Raw genomic sequence first — 14,403 nt, 5'->3', positions numbered from 1 at the left:
AGCGGGGCAAGCCCCGCTCTACGAAAGGCTCGCCGCGCCTTCGTACGAAGAGCGTGCGGCGCTTTTGTAGAGTCGGGCCAGACCGACTCCCCCGCCGAGTGCACCGGCGCCCGTGAAGAGCAGCGGGGCAAGCCCCGCTCTACGGGGGCAGGCGAAGCTGCCGGGCTCAGTGCTCGCCGCGCAGGTGCCCCATCCGCGGGCGGGTGCGGCCCATCGGCAGCTTCAGCCGGCCGATCGCTTCCAGGCGCGCCTCGGCGATGCGGTCGGCCGCGTACTGCGGGCTGATCCCTTCGCGCTCGGACAGGTCGAAGATCTTCGTGACGTTGTGGTAGATGCTGCGGATCAGGCGCATCGCCCGTTCGCGGTTGTAGCCGTCGATCTCCAACGACACGTTCATCACCCCGCCGGCGTTCACCGCGTAGTCCGGCGCGTAGAGGATGCCGCGGCGGTACAGCTCGTCGCCGATGGCGTGGCTGGCCAGCTGGTTGTTGGCCGAGCCGCAGACGATCTTCGCCTTCAGCCGCTCCAGGGTGCTGGCGTCGATCGAGCCTTCCATCGCGCAGGGCGCGAAGACGTCGGCCTGCACGTCGTAGATCTCTTCGGGCTTCACCGCTTCGGCGCCGTACTCGGACACCGCACGGTCGACCAGCTTCGGATCCAGGTCGGAAACGAACAGCTTGGCGCCGCGTTCCTTGAGCAGCTTCACCAGCTCCATGCCGATGTGGCCCAGGCCCTGCACCGCGATGCTGACCTTGCCCACTTCCTCGTGGCCGAACTTGCGCTGCAACGAGGCCATCAGGCCCTGCAACGTGCCGTAGGCGGTGAACGGGGCCGGGTCGCCGGAGCCGCCGTGGACCTGGTGCACGCCGGTGACGAACTCGGTCTCCAGGTAGATCAGCTCCATGTCGTTGACGTCGGTGCCGACGTCCTCGGCGGTGATGTAGCGGCCGCCCAGCGCCTCGACCTGGCGGCCGAACGCGCGGAACAGCGCCTCGCTCTTGTCGGTCTTCGGGTCGCCGATGATCACCGCCTTGCCGCCGCCGATGTTCAGGCCGGCCAGCGCGTTCTTGTAGGTCATCGTGCGGCTCAGGCGCAGCACGTCGCGCACCGCGTCGGCCTCGTCGGCGTAGTGGCGCATGCGCACGCCGCCGACCGCGGGGCCCAGCACCGTGTTGTGCACGGCGATGATCGCCTTCAGGCCGGCCTGGGGGTTGTTGCAGAAGACGACCTGCTCGTGGCCGGAGGTGGCGAGGGTTTCCAGAAGCATCGGTTGGCTCCGCGTCAGGGCGCACCGGGCTGCGGCGACCGTGACGGTATGGCTGTTGGTGGCTCGCGCCGGGTCCGCAAACAAAAAAGCGACTCGGCCGGGAAGGGGGCGTGCGTCGCAGGCGCGCATTGTACCCCCAGCCCGTGCAGGAAGCCTCACCGGGCTTGAATAAAACGAACGGTCGTGCTATTACGTCGCCCATGAGCCCGGTCGCCGCCAGCCAGCCGCCCACCGCCAAGGGCGCCAGCACCCGCAGCATGCTGCTGGAGCGGGCGGCCGGCATGGCCGCGCACAGCGGCCTGGAAGGGCTGACCATCGGCGAGCTGGCGCAGGCCGCGGGCATGTCCAAGAGCGGCGTGTTCGCCCATTTCGGCTCGCGCGAGGACCTGGTGCGGCAGACCCTGGACTGGGTCGCCGGGCAGTTCGCCGGGCAGGTGATGGCGCCGTCGCTGACCCGTCCACGCGGCCTGCCGCGGCTGCGCGCGATCATCGACGCCTGGCTGGGCTGGCTGGCCGCGCATCCGGAAGGCTGCGTCTTCGCCGGCGCCACCCTCGAGTACGACGGCCGGCCCGGCCCCATGCGCGACCACGTCGCCCAGCTGATGGACAACTGGCGCCAGGCGCTGGAGCGCGCCGTCGGCCTGGCGGTGGAGGAAGGGCATTTCCGTCCCGACACCGATCCGGCCTTGGTCGCCTTCCAGCTGCAGGCGCTGATGCACGGCCTGCACCACGCGCGCCTGCACAACCCGCAGGCCCAGGCACTGGCGCGCCGTGCGTTCGACGAGCTGTTCGCCCGCCTGCAATCCCAGCCGGCCACCCCGGCCGCCGCCCCCCGCCGCTGACTCCCCCACGGAGGATCGCCATGGCTACCGTTGCTCCCTTCGCTCCGCCACAAAAAAGCACGACCGTTCGAAATCCGGGTGTCCCGCGGCTGCTGCGCGCCGCCTTCGCCATTGGCGGCTGGGTGATGCCCGGCGCGACGGTGCGCCGGGCCGCGCGGCTGTTCGGCACGCCGCTGCCGTCCTCGCATGCGCGCGCCATGGCGGCGCCGGCCGACGATGCCGTGATCGGCCAGGTCGAAAGCGCCGTCGGCACGCTCACCACGTACACCTGGGGCGACCCCGCGGTCGAGCCCTACGTGCTGTTCTCGCACGGCTGGTCCAGCTTCGGCCTGCGCTGCCGGCCGTGGGTGGAACCGCTGCGCCAGGCCGGCTACGCGGTGGTCGCCTTCGACCATCCCGCGCACGGCCGCAACCGCGACGGCCGCGCGATCCTGCCGGCGTTCGCCGAAGCCCTGGCCACGGTGGCGCGCCAGCACGGCCCCGCCGCCGCCATCGTCGCGCACTCGATGGGCGGCGCCGCGGCGGCACTGGCCCTGCACGGGGGCGTGCAGGCAGGGCGCGTGGTGCTCATCGCGCCCGCCGCCGACCTGCGCGAGGCCGGCAACCGCTTCGGCCGCATGGTCGGGCTGGCGTCGCCGCTGGTGGACCGCATGTTCCAGCGCTTCGAGCGCGAGATCGGCGTGCCGGTCGACGCGTTCGGGATCCAGCATCACGTGCCCGCGCTGGGCGTGCCGGCGCTGGTCGTGCACGACCTCGAAGACGGCGACGTGCCGTGGGAAGAGGGCGAGCGCTACGCGCGGCTGTGGCCGGACGCGCGCCTGCTCAGCACCAGTGGCTTGGGCCACCACCGCATCGCCGGCGAGCCGCGCGTGATCGAGGCCGCACTGCGCTTCCTGCATGGCGAGGACGTGGGCGAGCGCGTGGTCTCTTCGCCCAACCTGCCGTTCGGCATCGCCTGAGTCCGGCATCGACCGGCGGGTTTTCCCCTGGTCGCGGGCTTGGCACAATCGGACAACGGGCCGCCTCTGCGGCCCCGATGGGGAAGGGCGGCCGCGACGGGGTTCGCAGGCCGCCAGGTCGATGCGTAGCAGAACCGCTGTAACGCGGACGATCCGCGTGCCCGGGGACGCCTCCATGCCCATGGACGGCAGGGCCGCGGCGGACCGCTCCATCCGCGCGTGGATGCGCGGATGCTCACGTCCAACGGGGGAAGCGCATGAAGAAGACCGCAGTACTCGCCGTGTCCGTCCTGCTGGCCAGCTGGATTGCCGAGGCCCAGGCCCAGTCCATCTCGCCTGCGTGGAACGCGTACCGCAAGGGCCAGAAACCCGCCGCCACGCAGCCGCAGCAGGCCCAGCCCGCGCAAGCCGGTTCCGCCCAGTCTTCGCCGCAGTACGCGCAGGCGCAGGCGAACGAACCCGTCCAGGCCACGCCGACGCCGCCGGTCCTGCGCGCGCCGGTGCCGTATGTGCCGCCGCCGTCGCCCTACCAGGCGCGCCGCAAGAAACCGCTGCAGGACGGATTCTTCGCCGGCGTGCAGGCCGGGCAGGGCTGGGTCTACGACGACGTGCACCAGGACTTCGTGTCGGGCAACTTCGGCTACCGGTGGCTGGCAGGGGATGTGTCGCTGATCGGCTTCGAGATCGGTGGCGGACGTCTGGACCAGCGGACGAAGGACGGCTGGGTGTTTCCGTCGATCCGCTACGCCAACATCGGCGCCAATGCCCGCTTCAATTTCGGCGAGCGCAATCCCTGGTTCGCCATCGCCCGCCTGGGCTACTGGACCGCAGACGACGACGTGGACGTTGACGGCGGCTACGCCAGCTTCGGCATCGGCGTGGACGTGAACCGGCACTTCAACATCAGCCTGGTCTACACCCGCTACGCCTACGCCACGGATTACTACTACAACGGCTACTACTACGACACCGAGATCAACAGCGCCGACACGGTGACGCTCGGTATCGAAGGGCGGTTCTGACGGGCGACGCGGCGACCTGGTCCGGGGGCAGGGCAAGAGCAGCGGGGCAAGCCCCGCTCTACGAAGGGCACGCCGCGCCTTTGTAGAGTCGGGCCCGCCCGACTCCCACGCTAGGTGCGCCAGCGCCCATGAAAAGCAGCGGGGCAAGCCCCGCTCTACGAAGAGCGAGCGGTGCTTTTGTAGAGTCGGGCTTGCCCGACTCCCACGCCGGGTGTGGCTAGCGCCCATGAAGAGCAGCGGGCCAAGGCCCGCTCTACAGAGAGCGGCGCCCGACTCCTGCGTATGGTTTGCCTGCACGCCGCGTTCCCGGCCACTCGGCCAAAGTCACGCTGCAGCGCACCCAGAAGTTTCCGGTGAAAGCACTAGAATCGGGGACAAGTCCTTGATTCCCGAACAGCCAGCAGCGCGCATGAGCACCCCCGCAAGCCAGATCCCCGCCGCCCGTCCGGACGCCTCCCCGTTGCGGTTCGTCACCGCGGCCAGCCTGTTCGACGGCCACGACGCGGCGATCAACATCATGCGCCGCCTGATCCAGGCGCAGGGTGCCGAAGTCATCCACCTCGGCCACAACCGTAGCGTCGAGGACGTCGTCCGCGCCGCGCTGCAGGAGGACGCCGACGCGATCGCGCTGTCCAGCTACCAGGGCGGCCACGTCGAGTACTTCAAGTACATGGTCGACATGCTGCGCGAGCGCGGCGCCTCGCACATCCGCGTGTTCGGCGGCGGTGGCGGCACCATCACCCCGGAAGAGATCCGCGAGCTGGAAGCCTACGGCGTCGAGCGCATCTACCACCCCAACGACGGCATGAAGATGGGGCTGGTGGAGATGATCGAGGACGTGGTTGCGCGCGCCCAGCGCTCGCGTGATTCGTCATTCGTGACGGGTGATTCGACCGCGAACCGGGGTCAGGTCCACTCTTCCGGCGGCGGCGCCGGCGCTGCTCCGGCCCAGGGGAAACGGGAACCTGACCCCCTTTCCTCCGCGCCCGGGCTGGAAGACGAGATCGCGATCGGTCGCGCGCTCAGCGCGATCGAGGACGGCATGGTGGGCGAGGCCGAGCTGGCGCGCCTGCGCAAGCAGTGGCAGCTGGCGGCCGGCCGCACGCCGGTGATCGGCATCACCGGCACCGGCGGCGCCGGCAAGTCCTCGGTGACCGACGAGCTGCTCAACCGCTTCCTGTCGTGCTTCCCGGCCATGCGCATCGCGGTGGTCTCGGTCGACCCGACCCGCCGCCGCAGCGGCGGCGCGCTGCTGGGCGACCGCATCCGCATGAACTCGCTGCGCAGCCACCGCGTGTACATGCGTTCGATGGCCACCCGCCGCCAGAACGTGGCCACCAACGCGGTGCTCAAGGACTGCGTCGGCTACCTCAAGTCGCTGGGTTTCGACCTGGTGATCGTGGAAACCGCCGGCATCGGCCAGTCCGACTCGGAGATCGTCGACCTGGTCGATTTCCCGGTGTACGTGATGACCTCCGACTACGGCGCGGCCAGCCAGCTCGAGAAGATCGACATGCTCGACTTCGCCGAGCTGATCGTGCTGAACAAGTACGACCGCCGCGGCGCCGAGGACGCCCTGCGCGACGTGCGCAAGCAGTGGAAGCGCAACCGCAACGCCTTCCAGGCGAAGGACGAGGACATCCCGGTCTATCCGACCATCGCCAGCCAGTTCAACGACCCGGGCGTGAGCTGGATGTTCGCCAACCTGTGCCGGCTGCTGCGCGGGAAGCTCGGTGTGGGCGAGGGTGGCCGCTGCGACTACCGGCCCGGCATCGACACTTCGCTCAAGGAACCGCGCGCCACCGTGCTGATCCCGGGCAGTCGCGTGCGCTACCTGGCCGAGATCGCCGAACAGGGCAGGGCGATCAACCGCCGCATTGAATGCGAGGCCGACACCGCCGCCCGCGCCCAGCACTACTGGGAAGTCCTGCGCGAGCTGGGCGACCCGCTGCTGCCGCAGCCGCTGTCCCTGTACGACACCACCGCTCTGCACCCCTCTCCCACCGGGAGAGGGGCCGGGGGTGAGGGTACGTCGGCCGACGACCTTCGCAGCGGGACCGACCCTCTCCCCAACCCCTCTCCCGAGGGGCGAGGGGCCATGGCGCCCGAGGCCGACCGCACCCTGTTCAACCTGCGCCAGCGCTACAACGACGCCGTCCAGTCGCTCTCCAGCGAATCCCTGCGCCTGCTGCGCGAGTGGCCGCAGCGGCTGAAGTCCATCACCGACGAGGCCACCGAGTACCAGGTCCGCGGCAAGGCGATCCGCGTCGAGAACTACCGCGAGTCCCTGAGCCACCAGAAGGTCCCCAAGATCGCCGCGCCCACCTACCGCTCGTGGGGCGAGCTGCTCACCTTCCTCGGCAAGGAGAACCTGCCCGGCAGCTATCCCTACACCGGCGGCGTCTATCCGTACCGCCGCACCGGCGAGGATCCGATCCGCATGTTCGCCGGCGAGGGCACGCCGGAGCGCACCAACCGCCGCTTCCACTACCTGTCCGCCGGCCAGCCGGCCGCGCGCCTGTCCACCGCGTTCGACTCGGTCACCCTCTACGGCGAGGACCCGGCGCCGCGCCCGGACATCTACGGCAAGATCGGCAACTCCGGCGTCAACGTGCCCACGCTGGACGACATGAAGAAGCTGTACTCCGGCTTCGACCTGTGCGCGCCGACCACCAGCGTCTCCATGACCATCAACGGTCCGGCGCCGATCATCCTGGCGATGTTCATGAACACCGCCATCGACCAGCAGGTGGAGAAGTACCTGAAGGCCGACGCGGACCGCTGGGCGGTGGCGCAGAAGAAGATCGACGCGTTCTTCGAAGGCAGGCAGCGCCCGCAGTACCACGGCGAGCTGCCGCCGGGGAACGACGGCCTTGGCCTGGGCCTGCTGGGCGTCACCGGCGACCAGCTGGTGGACGCGCAGACCTACGCGAAGATCAAGGCCGACACGCTGAAGACCGTGCGCGGCACCGTGCAGGCCGACATCCTCAAGGAAGACCAGGCCCAGAACACCTGCATCTTCAGCACCGAATTCGCCCTGCGCATGATGGGCGACATCCAGCAGTACTTCGTCGAGCACCAGGTCCGCAACTTCTACTCGGTGTCGATCTCCGGCTATCACATCGCCGAGGCCGGGGCGAACCCGATCAGCCAGCTCGCCTTCACCCTGAGCAATGGCTTCACCATCGTCGAGTACTACCTTGCCCGCGGCATGGACATCGACGACTTCGCGCCCAACCTGAGCTTCTTCTTCAGCAACGGCATGGACCCGGAGTACACCGTCATCGGCCGCGTCGCCCGCCGCATCTGGGCCCGCGCCATGCGCGAGCGTTACGGCGCCAACGAGCGCAGCCAGATGATGAAGTACCACATCCAGACCTCCGGCCGTTCGCTGCACGCGCAGGAGATCCAGTTCAACGACATCCGCACCACGCTTCAGGCCCTGTACGCGTTGTTCGACAACTGCAACAGCCTGCACACCAACGCCTACGACGAGGCCATCACCACGCCGACCGAGGAAAGCGTGCGCCGCGCCGTTGCGATCCAGATGATCATCAACAAGGAGCTGGGCCTGAACTACTGCGAGAATCCCTGGCAGGGCAGCTTCGCGGTGGACTACCTGACCGACCTGGTGGAGGAAGCGGTCTACAAGGAATTCGAGGCCATCAGCGAGCGCGGCGGCGTGCTGGGCGCGATGGACACCATGTACCAGCGCGGCAAGATCCAGGAAGAGTCGCTGTACTACGAGCACAAGAAGCACGACGGCAGCCTGCCGCTGGTGGGCGTCAACACCTTCCTGCCGAAGGAACACGGCGGCGAGGTGGCCACCGAGATCGAGCTGATCCGCTCCACCGAGGCCGAGAAGGCCCAGCAGATCGCCAACGTCCGGGCCTGGCAGGCCAACCGCAACGGCCTGGCGCCGGAGGGCGAGACGGGCCACACCCACGTGGTTGAGGATGAAACCGTGACCGAGGTCCGCACCGGCCATGGCCTGGCGTATCTTCAGGACACCGCGCGTCGACGGGGGAACGTCTTCGAGGCGCTGGTCGAAGCGGTCAAGACCCACTCATTGGGGCAGATCAGTCATGCCTTGTATGACGTGGGTGGGGAGTATCGGCGTAATATGTAGATGCGATTTCGCGTAACGCCGGAAGGGGTGACGTGACGCCCCCTGCTTCCGGTTGGCTCAGGGCAGCCGCTTATAACACATGTGGTCATATTTTGTGAAAGAATATTTCGATAATTCATCACAGCACGCACGAGGTGAAAGTTTGTGAGCGCGCAGCGCCCAGTTCCAAGAATTAATCCCGTCTTGGTTGCGAAAAACGATGCCATTCGTGCAGAAATAATTGACGAATATCTGAAGCCGCATGGATTTCCATGGATTGTTGGTTTTTCGGCGGGTAAAGACAGTACGCTCGTAGCACAGGGTTCAGAACGCGCAAGAAAAGTGACTTGTTGGCAGTAGTGGCATCGCGCTGTGCCTGGAAATGAGGTGTCAGGCACATATCCACCCGATCACGGTCGAAAAAGGTGTCGGAGAAAGGCGTCAGGAAAAGGTGTCACAGGAAAAAGGTGTCAGGGGCATTTCCGGTGACATACCCGGCTGATCGCCGCGTGGTGGGATTCTCCAAGGTGTTTTATCGCGGCTGACTGGACGCGGGCGTTGACCATCGAAAGGAGCGGGCATGATCGAGACGGAGGAGGACCGGCTTCGCAGGGCGATGTCGGGTGCGACATTCGACGAAGCGATCAGGGCGGGGACGATTGGCGGACACGCTTCCGGCGCATCCGAAGCCGTAAAGATGGCCGCCGAACAGAATGAGGTCATGTTCCGGAGGATGCGCGAGGAGGCGGCAGTGCGGGCCGCGGCAACCGCCGGGGTGCTTCCCTCCGCCTCTTTCGATTTCGGCGCTCTTGGCCGGACGGTTGGGATCCTGGCAAAGATTGTCTTCTGGGCGGCGATGGTGCTTCTCATGCCCTTTCTGGCCGTTGCTGCAACGGGCTGGTACCTGGCGCCATCCCATCGGGGGATCGACGCCCACACACTTTCCACGCAGGCCATCTCCGCCGCTCACTACGCGACGACGGATCCCCAGGTCCGGGCGTTCTCCCAACAGAGGACCACATCCCTGCTGTCCCGGTATTTCCCGGCGCGGCCGCAGTTGGTTGTCTATTCGGGGGAGCCCTTGTGGAGCCGGCTTTCCAGCGTGCAACAGCACGCGGCCGAGGCCATATGGATGCGGTACGTGCGTGACCCGGCGTCGTTCCGATCACTGTCGAAGGAACAACGGGAATGGGTTTTCCCTTTGCTCCGAGGCTATCTGGATCATCGTGTCGAGAGTGGCGATGTCCAGGCCTGGGTGGACATGGGGCGTTTCAACCGGGACTGGTTCAACGACGCTTCGGCAGCCCATGGCCCGTGGCTGATGGGGGCCATGGCCCATCCAGAGAATGCGGAACTTGACGCTCTGTCTGCGAGCGGCGGGGCATTGAACACGTTTTCCAGCCGCTTCGAACGGGGCTTTTTCTACTGGCGGGGGTTTTTCCCGGACGCCGAGAAGGAAGTTGGCAGAGACGAGTAGCGCGAAGCAAAAATGGTGTCAGGGACAACCCCACTGATTGATGCACCTCACGCGGCTCGACGCGCGTAGCCGAGCCGGGGCCCCAATCGACTACAAGGAGGTAGTGCATGCCGGTCCTTGCTTTTCTCCTGGCGGTATCCCTGGCGCTCGCAGCGTCGCCGGCGCTGGCTGAGCTAAAGGGGACAGCTAAAGGGGACGGAGGGAATTAAGACCCCGAGTTAAGGGAACGCGAGGGACAGAGGGCACTAGCTTCCCGCCGCGCCCCCGTTCGGCCGCCGAAGCGGCGGCCGTCCACGCGGTCGCAGGCTCGCGGGCCTGTTCAGTGCTTTCTCCACCATGGCCTGGAAACGGGGCTCGCCAAGCGCACGCTCCTGTGCCATGTAGGCCCGGATTCGGGCGATTTCTTCCGGGTCGAGCGGGGCGTTGAGCCAGCGGTGCCACGCCGCTGCACGGCCGGCACGGTCCGCAGCCAGGGCGAGGTAAACCGGATGCGGAGTCAGGAGAGGATCCTGTGCCGTGCCCAGGTGGGTGTGGACACTGGACCACCTGTAGTGGTCAGGGCGTTCCACCATGGCCGCCCGCACCGGATTCAGCTCGATGTAGCGGATCACGCGCAGCGCGTAGGCGTCCGAATCCACCAGACTGGACTTGAAGCGGCCCTGCCAGAGCGTGCCGCAGCGCCCGTGTCGCAGGTTGAACGCCTGCACATAGGCCTGGCCCGCGCGGCGGAGCGCCTGGGAGATCACGCCGCTCTGCAGGGCTGAAAGCAGCAAGTGGACATGGTTGTCCATCAGGACAAAGGCATGGACGCAGACCCCGTGCCGGCGGCACGCCTCGCGAAGCACACGGCGGTAGTGATGACGGTCCTCGTCGTCGAGGAAGATGGCACAGCGGTTCACGCCGCGCTGGGTGACGTGCAGCGGGACGCCGGGCAGTTCGAGTCTGGGCTGACGAGGCATCGCGGTCGAGGCTGGGGATGTGCCTCGAAGGTGCCGCAGCGCCGCCCTGTCGGCGATCAGTTTTTGCAATCAGGGGGCGTCAGGAAAACTCGCAATCCCTCTTAATTCCCTCCGTCCCCTTTTTCGGTGTGCAGGGTGGCATCGAAGCCGTTCTTCGGCTTGTCGATGTTCGGGGTCCACTGGATGTCCATGTCCGCGCCCATCAGAGACTGGTCGCCGACGTCCAGCCAGCAGTGCATCAGCCAGTCCTTGTACTTCGGGTCGAAACCCTCGTCCTCGGGCATGGCACTGTACGGAACGGCCGTGGTGATCTTGCCGCCAAGCACCTTGGCGTAGAACTCGAACGCTTCGCGGCATTGCCCGCGGAAGCTGAGGCTAGTCACGATCTTCATGTCGTCTCTTGGGGTGGGCTGCCCCGGGCGGACGCCTGACGGGGCGGGTGTACTTCGATCCTGCGACGGGCGGGGCTGGGCGGATCGACATTGGGTGGGGTGCTGCCGCCGGGCCGGGCAGCCGGGCACCCCAGCGCACCCCGCGGCTGGTGAGGTCGCCCATGCAGCCAACACGTAAGGGCCCAGCTCCGCGCCGCCCGGCAGCGCCAGCTCCACGCCCGCCTCATTCCCATGAAGCGCCGCTAACCCGGGAATCGGAGGCGCCTTTCCTGCACGTCCGCCTGATCGCCCCAGCCGCAGGATCGCCCCAGACAGGTATCCGGAGCGGCCCCATGAACGTCCTATCCACCTTTACCGGCGAGATGTCCGACAGCAAGGTCGCCGGGGTGTTCAACAACGAACGCCTGGCCCGCGCAGTGGCGCGGCAGGCGCGGGCCGTGCTGGGGCTGCGGCCGTCCCAGGTGCAGGTGGTCACCCCGCGGGACAGCCATCCCGGCCGCAAGCTGGAGCCGGAAGGCCGCGGCATCTTCCGCACGGCGCTGATCGCCCACTTCAAGCTCGGGGTGGTCGGGATGGTGCTTGGGGTGCTGGTGTTCATCTCGCTCCACACCCGCGACGTGCCTGCGGTGGTGAACTCCCCGGGGATGGCGGCCATGGCCATCCTCCTCCTGGGCGGGTTCGCAGGCCTGCTGGCCGGCGGCCTGGTCACCCTGCGCCCCGACCACACCCCGCTGCTGGCCAAGGTGGGCGAGGCCCTGGGCGAAGGCCGCTACGCGGTGGTGGTGCACGCCTTCGACGACGACCAGAGCGCCTGCGCCCAGGCATTCCTGGCGGGGCAGGGTGGTGAGACTATCCGGACGTTGTGACCGCGCCCTCAAGTCCAGGCCGGAGCATCCATGCAGCGAACTTCCGACGTTCCACTCCTCGCCACCGTCCTCGGTGCCGCGGTGGTCGCAACCTCCTGTGCCGCTCCCCAGGTGCAGCCCGCCGCGGCGAACGGCACCACGACCATCGAGGGCACGATCGCTTCCATCGACCTCCAGCCGTGGACCTATGACGGCCATGCCATGATCCAGGTGGATGTGCCCAACCAAGGGCGAGTTGCCGTGCAGCTGCCGGCGCGGTGGAACCTTTGCAAGGCGCAGCCGGTGGATGTGGAGACGTTGAAGGTGGGGGTTAAGGTGCAGGCTGTGGGGGAAACCAAAGGGGCGGGGGCGCTGATGGTGTGTACGGGCGCAGAGGACAGAGTCGTTCCGCTCTGACGCGATTGATCAGTCCGACAGGTGTCGGCTTAGACCGGACTTCCGAGCCTGTTACCTTATTCCAATGGACATTGTTGATCCCGAAGTGCGCTCACGGATGATGTCTTCAATCCGGGGCAGGGATACCAAACCGGAAATGCTCGTCCGCCGGTATCTCCATGGTCGCGGAATGCGGTTCCGGATCCATCGCCGGGACCTGCCGGGCAGGCCGGACCTTACGCTGCCGAAATGGAACGCCGCGATCTTCATCCATGGCTGCTTCTGGCATGGGCACGAGCAATGCCGCTATTTCCGGTTACCTGCCACCCGGACGGACTTCTGGAAGACGAAGATCAGCGGAAATGCGGTGAGGGATGCGCGTGCCGAGGATGGCCTCAGAAACCTGGGATGGCGCGTTCTGGTGGTCTGGGAATGTGCCATGCGTGACCACACTACGGCGACCCTCGAAACCCTGTTCGAGCAGATCCGGGGCGGAGCCACGTACGTGGACCTTGCATCCGGCGGCGATCACCTCGAAGTGAGGGCCGAGTAGACCACTTCGGCAATCTGGCGGGCCATCCACGGCGGCACGGCATTGCCCACCTGTCTGAACTGGGCCCCCCGCGATCCCTCAAAGAAATAGTTGTCCGGGAAGGTCTGGAGGCGCGCTGCCTCGCGCACCGAGATGCTCCGGAGCTGGCTGGCGTCCGGATGGATGAAGTAGTGCCCGTCCTTCGACAGGTGGCTGGTCACTGTCGAGCTTGGACGTTTCCATGCCTGGGCCTTGAACCGGTCGGAGAAGCCGCCGCTTCCCCAGCTCAGATGGTCCGGATAGAGGGCGGTCGGGAACTCATCCGGACCCTTGGGCGATTGCTTGTGCACCTTGGTAAAGGCCGCAGTATAGGCATAGCGCTTGAGGTCCTCGGCCATGTGTGCGCGCACCTCGTGGTTGAGGATGCCGCCCAGGCGGGGATCGTGCAGCCAGTCCTTCAGGTGGTCTGGCAGGTGGCCGTAGTCTCCGGCCCAGCGCATCCAGCGCCCGCCTGAGCCGGGATCGGTCGCCGGGAGTCGGTGTGCCGCAGCAAACAGTTCATCCGCCACGTCCTTCTGGGTCCGCTGGACGAGCTTCGCCGTGGCCACAAGTATGCGTTCGGCGTCCCTGCGCCAGTCTTGGACCTTCTGCTTGGTGATGCCGCTCCTGCGGCGCGGCAGATGACGGAGGACGTGCTCCACGTAGGTCTGCGTCGGCTGAGCGGTAATGGGGGTATATCCGTCGCTGAGCTGCTCGCTAATGCCCAGCAGGATCACACGGTGCCGCGCTTGAGGAACACCCAGTTCCTCGGCGCGCAGGATGAACCGCGAGCTGTCGTCTTCGGTTCCCGGGTCCGGGGTGACTAGCGGCAGGATGCGGTAGCGGGGGCCGCCGTGCCCTCCGGGCTGGGAAAGGTCCCGCAGGATCTGCGGGAAGATGAGGGAACCGCCGACCTTGGAGGAAAGGATTCCCTTGACGTTCTCCATGACAAAGACCGCCGGGCTGAACTTGCGGATCAGTTCCAGATAGTGGCGGTACAGGAAATGACGCTCGTCCTTCTCGGGGAGGTAATCCCGGTTGCCCTTGTTCCGGGAGCGGCCGACCAGGGAGTAGGCCTGGCACGGCGGCCCCCCCACGAGCACCCACGGCTGGTCCTGCCCGGCAACCTTGGCCACGCGGTCGGCAAGAATCCGGTCGTGCTCTGCGATCCCCAAAGTGAGCTGTAGCGCCTCCTCGCAGGCGGCCTTCCACTCGCCTCGGGTGGCCTCCGTCCATGGCGTATCCCGCTTCCCGCGGACGTACTCGTAGTAGCTTTCGGGAACCTCACCGGGCGGGAACTGCCGGAAGAAGGCCCGGAGGCGCAAGGTTCGGGCCGCATTGGCCTCCATCTCGGCCGAGACGCTGATCTTGAACGCGGGTTCTTTCCGCCCGTTCGGGACATAGGAGGAGAACCCTTCGCCAAGGCCACCGGGTCCGGCAAAGATGTCAACAACAGGGATGGTCATGCGAGGGGGGTGGGCTGCTTTGGCGAAAGTGTGCCAGGATCGCACGCGCTGGGGAAGCACGCCAGGGGGGCGTGCCCGGATGCTTAGCAGGGGGCAGTA

The 14,403-nt window shown here is 67.1% G+C and carries 12 protein-coding genes; 8 read left to right on the top strand and 4 right to left on the bottom strand.

What is annotated here, in order from left to right; genetic code table 11:
• Positions 1 to 166: 166 nt before the first annotated feature.
• Positions 167 to 1,267 carry a Glu/Leu/Phe/Val family dehydrogenase gene (locus M503_RS0110315; protein ID WP_028917774.1) on the bottom strand — a complete coding sequence of 367 codons (1,101 nt, stop codon included), beginning with the start codon at positions 1,265 to 1,267 and terminating at the stop codon, positions 167 to 169.
• Between the two features lie 200 nt (positions 1,268 to 1,467).
• Here M503_RS0110315 and M503_RS0110310 point away from each other — a divergent pair, with 200 nt between their 5' ends.
• From M503_RS0110310 to M503_RS0110285, 5 genes are all read left to right on the top strand, one after another.
• Complete coding sequence (locus M503_RS0110310; protein WP_024869940.1) at positions 1,468 to 2,109, top strand: TetR/AcrR family transcriptional regulator; 642 nt, start codon at positions 1,468 to 1,470, stop codon at positions 2,107 to 2,109.
• A 20-nt stretch (positions 2,110 to 2,129) separates the two neighbouring features.
• Entirely contained in the window at positions 2,130 to 3,068 is a 939-nt protein-coding gene (locus tag M503_RS0110305; RefSeq protein WP_028920429.1) for an alpha/beta hydrolase, read from the top strand.
• 257 nt (positions 3,069 to 3,325) lie between these two features.
• Positions 3,326 to 4,090 carry a hypothetical protein gene (locus M503_RS0110300; protein WP_028920428.1) on the top strand — a complete coding sequence of 255 codons (765 nt, stop codon included), beginning with the start codon at positions 3,326 to 3,328 and terminating at the stop codon, positions 4,088 to 4,090.
• Positions 4,091 to 4,499: 409 nt separating this feature from the next.
• Positions 4,500 to 8,219, top strand: coding sequence for a methylmalonyl-CoA mutase family protein (locus M503_RS0110290; protein ID WP_028920427.1), 3,720 nt, complete (start codon positions 4,500 to 4,502; stop codon positions 8,217 to 8,219).
• 559 nt (positions 8,220 to 8,778) lie between these two features.
• Complete coding sequence (locus tag M503_RS0110285) at positions 8,779 to 9,675, top strand: hypothetical protein (protein WP_028920426.1); 897 nt, start codon at positions 8,779 to 8,781, stop codon at positions 9,673 to 9,675.
• A 245-nt stretch (positions 9,676 to 9,920) separates the two neighbouring features.
• On the opposite strand, the gene M503_RS0110280 is transcribed toward M503_RS0110285, so the two are convergent.
• Entirely contained in the window at positions 9,921 to 10,634 is a 714-nt protein-coding gene (locus tag M503_RS0110280) for a transposase (protein ID WP_028920425.1), read from the bottom strand.
• Between the two features lie 101 nt (positions 10,635 to 10,735).
• Positions 10,736 to 11,026, bottom strand: coding sequence for a hypothetical protein (locus M503_RS16255; protein WP_231472357.1), 291 nt, complete (start codon positions 11,024 to 11,026; stop codon positions 10,736 to 10,738).
• Between the two features lie 332 nt (positions 11,027 to 11,358).
• Between M503_RS16255 and M503_RS0110270 the strand changes: the two genes are divergently transcribed.
• The 3 genes from M503_RS0110270 to M503_RS0110260 all read left to right on the top strand — a co-directional run bounded on the left by M503_RS0110270 (position 11,359) and on the right by M503_RS0110260 (position 12,820).
• Positions 11,359 to 11,892 carry a hypothetical protein gene (locus M503_RS0110270; RefSeq protein WP_028920424.1) on the top strand — a complete coding sequence of 178 codons (534 nt, stop codon included), beginning with the start codon at positions 11,359 to 11,361 and terminating at the stop codon, positions 11,890 to 11,892.
• Positions 11,893 to 11,922: 30 nt separating this feature from the next.
• On the top strand, positions 11,923 to 12,288 hold the full coding sequence (locus M503_RS0110265; protein ID WP_051414525.1) for a hypothetical protein: 366 nt from the start codon (positions 11,923 to 11,925) through the stop codon (positions 12,286 to 12,288).
• A gap of 64 nt (positions 12,289 to 12,352) precedes the next feature.
• On the top strand, positions 12,353 to 12,820 hold the full coding sequence (locus tag M503_RS0110260) for a very short patch repair endonuclease (RefSeq protein ID WP_028920422.1): 468 nt from the start codon (positions 12,353 to 12,355) through the stop codon (positions 12,818 to 12,820).
• Here M503_RS0110260 and M503_RS0110255 read toward each other — a convergent pair.
• Positions 12,796 to 14,304, bottom strand: coding sequence for a DNA cytosine methyltransferase (locus tag M503_RS0110255; RefSeq protein WP_028920421.1), 1,509 nt, complete (start codon positions 14,302 to 14,304; stop codon positions 12,796 to 12,798). The genes M503_RS0110260 and M503_RS0110255 overlap by 25 nt on opposite strands.
• Positions 14,305 to 14,403: the final 99 nt, after the last annotated feature.

Source organism: Pseudoxanthomonas suwonensis J47 (assembly GCF_000513955.1).
In the GTDB taxonomy this organism is placed as follows: Bacteria; Pseudomonadota; Gammaproteobacteria; order Xanthomonadales; family Xanthomonadaceae; genus Pseudoxanthomonas; species Pseudoxanthomonas suwonensis_C.
The sequence above is the reverse complement of the archived record's forward strand: the minus strand, read 5'-3'. Positions and strand labels throughout refer to the sequence as shown.

Bases quoted from the DNA above. Each gene is read 5' to 3' on its own strand.
- M503_RS0110310 (WP_024869940.1), top strand. From the start codon at position 1,468: ATGAGCCCGGTCGCCGCCAGCCAGCCGCCCACCGCCAAGGGCGCCAGC.
- M503_RS16255 (WP_231472357.1), bottom strand. From the start codon at position 11,026: ATGAAGATCGTGACTAGCCTCAGCTTCCGCGGGCAATGCCGCGAAGCG.
- M503_RS0110305 (WP_028920429.1), top strand. From the start codon at position 2,130: ATGGCTACCGTTGCTCCCTTCGCTCCGCCACAAAAAAGCACGACCGTT.
- M503_RS0110285 (WP_028920426.1), top strand. From the start codon at position 8,779: ATGATCGAGACGGAGGAGGACCGGCTTCGCAGGGCGATGTCGGGTGCG.
- M503_RS0110255 (WP_028920421.1), bottom strand. From the start codon at position 14,304: ATGACCATCCCTGTTGTTGACATCTTTGCCGGACCCGGTGGCCTTGGC.
- M503_RS0110315 (WP_028917774.1), bottom strand. From the start codon at position 1,267: ATGCTTCTGGAAACCCTCGCCACCTCCGGCCACGAGCAGGTCGTCTTC.
- M503_RS0110280 (WP_028920425.1), bottom strand. From the start codon at position 10,634: ATGCCTCGTCAGCCCAGACTCGAACTGCCCGGCGTCCCGCTGCACGTC.
- M503_RS0110260 (WP_028920422.1), top strand. From the start codon at position 12,353: ATGGACATTGTTGATCCCGAAGTGCGCTCACGGATGATGTCTTCAATC.
- M503_RS0110290 (WP_028920427.1), top strand. From the start codon at position 4,500: ATGAGCACCCCCGCAAGCCAGATCCCCGCCGCCCGTCCGGACGCCTCC.
- M503_RS0110270 (WP_028920424.1), top strand. From the start codon at position 11,359: ATGAACGTCCTATCCACCTTTACCGGCGAGATGTCCGACAGCAAGGTC.
- M503_RS0110265 (WP_051414525.1), top strand. From the start codon at position 11,923: ATGCAGCGAACTTCCGACGTTCCACTCCTCGCCACCGTCCTCGGTGCC.
- M503_RS0110300 (WP_028920428.1), top strand. From the start codon at position 3,326: ATGAAGAAGACCGCAGTACTCGCCGTGTCCGTCCTGCTGGCCAGCTGG.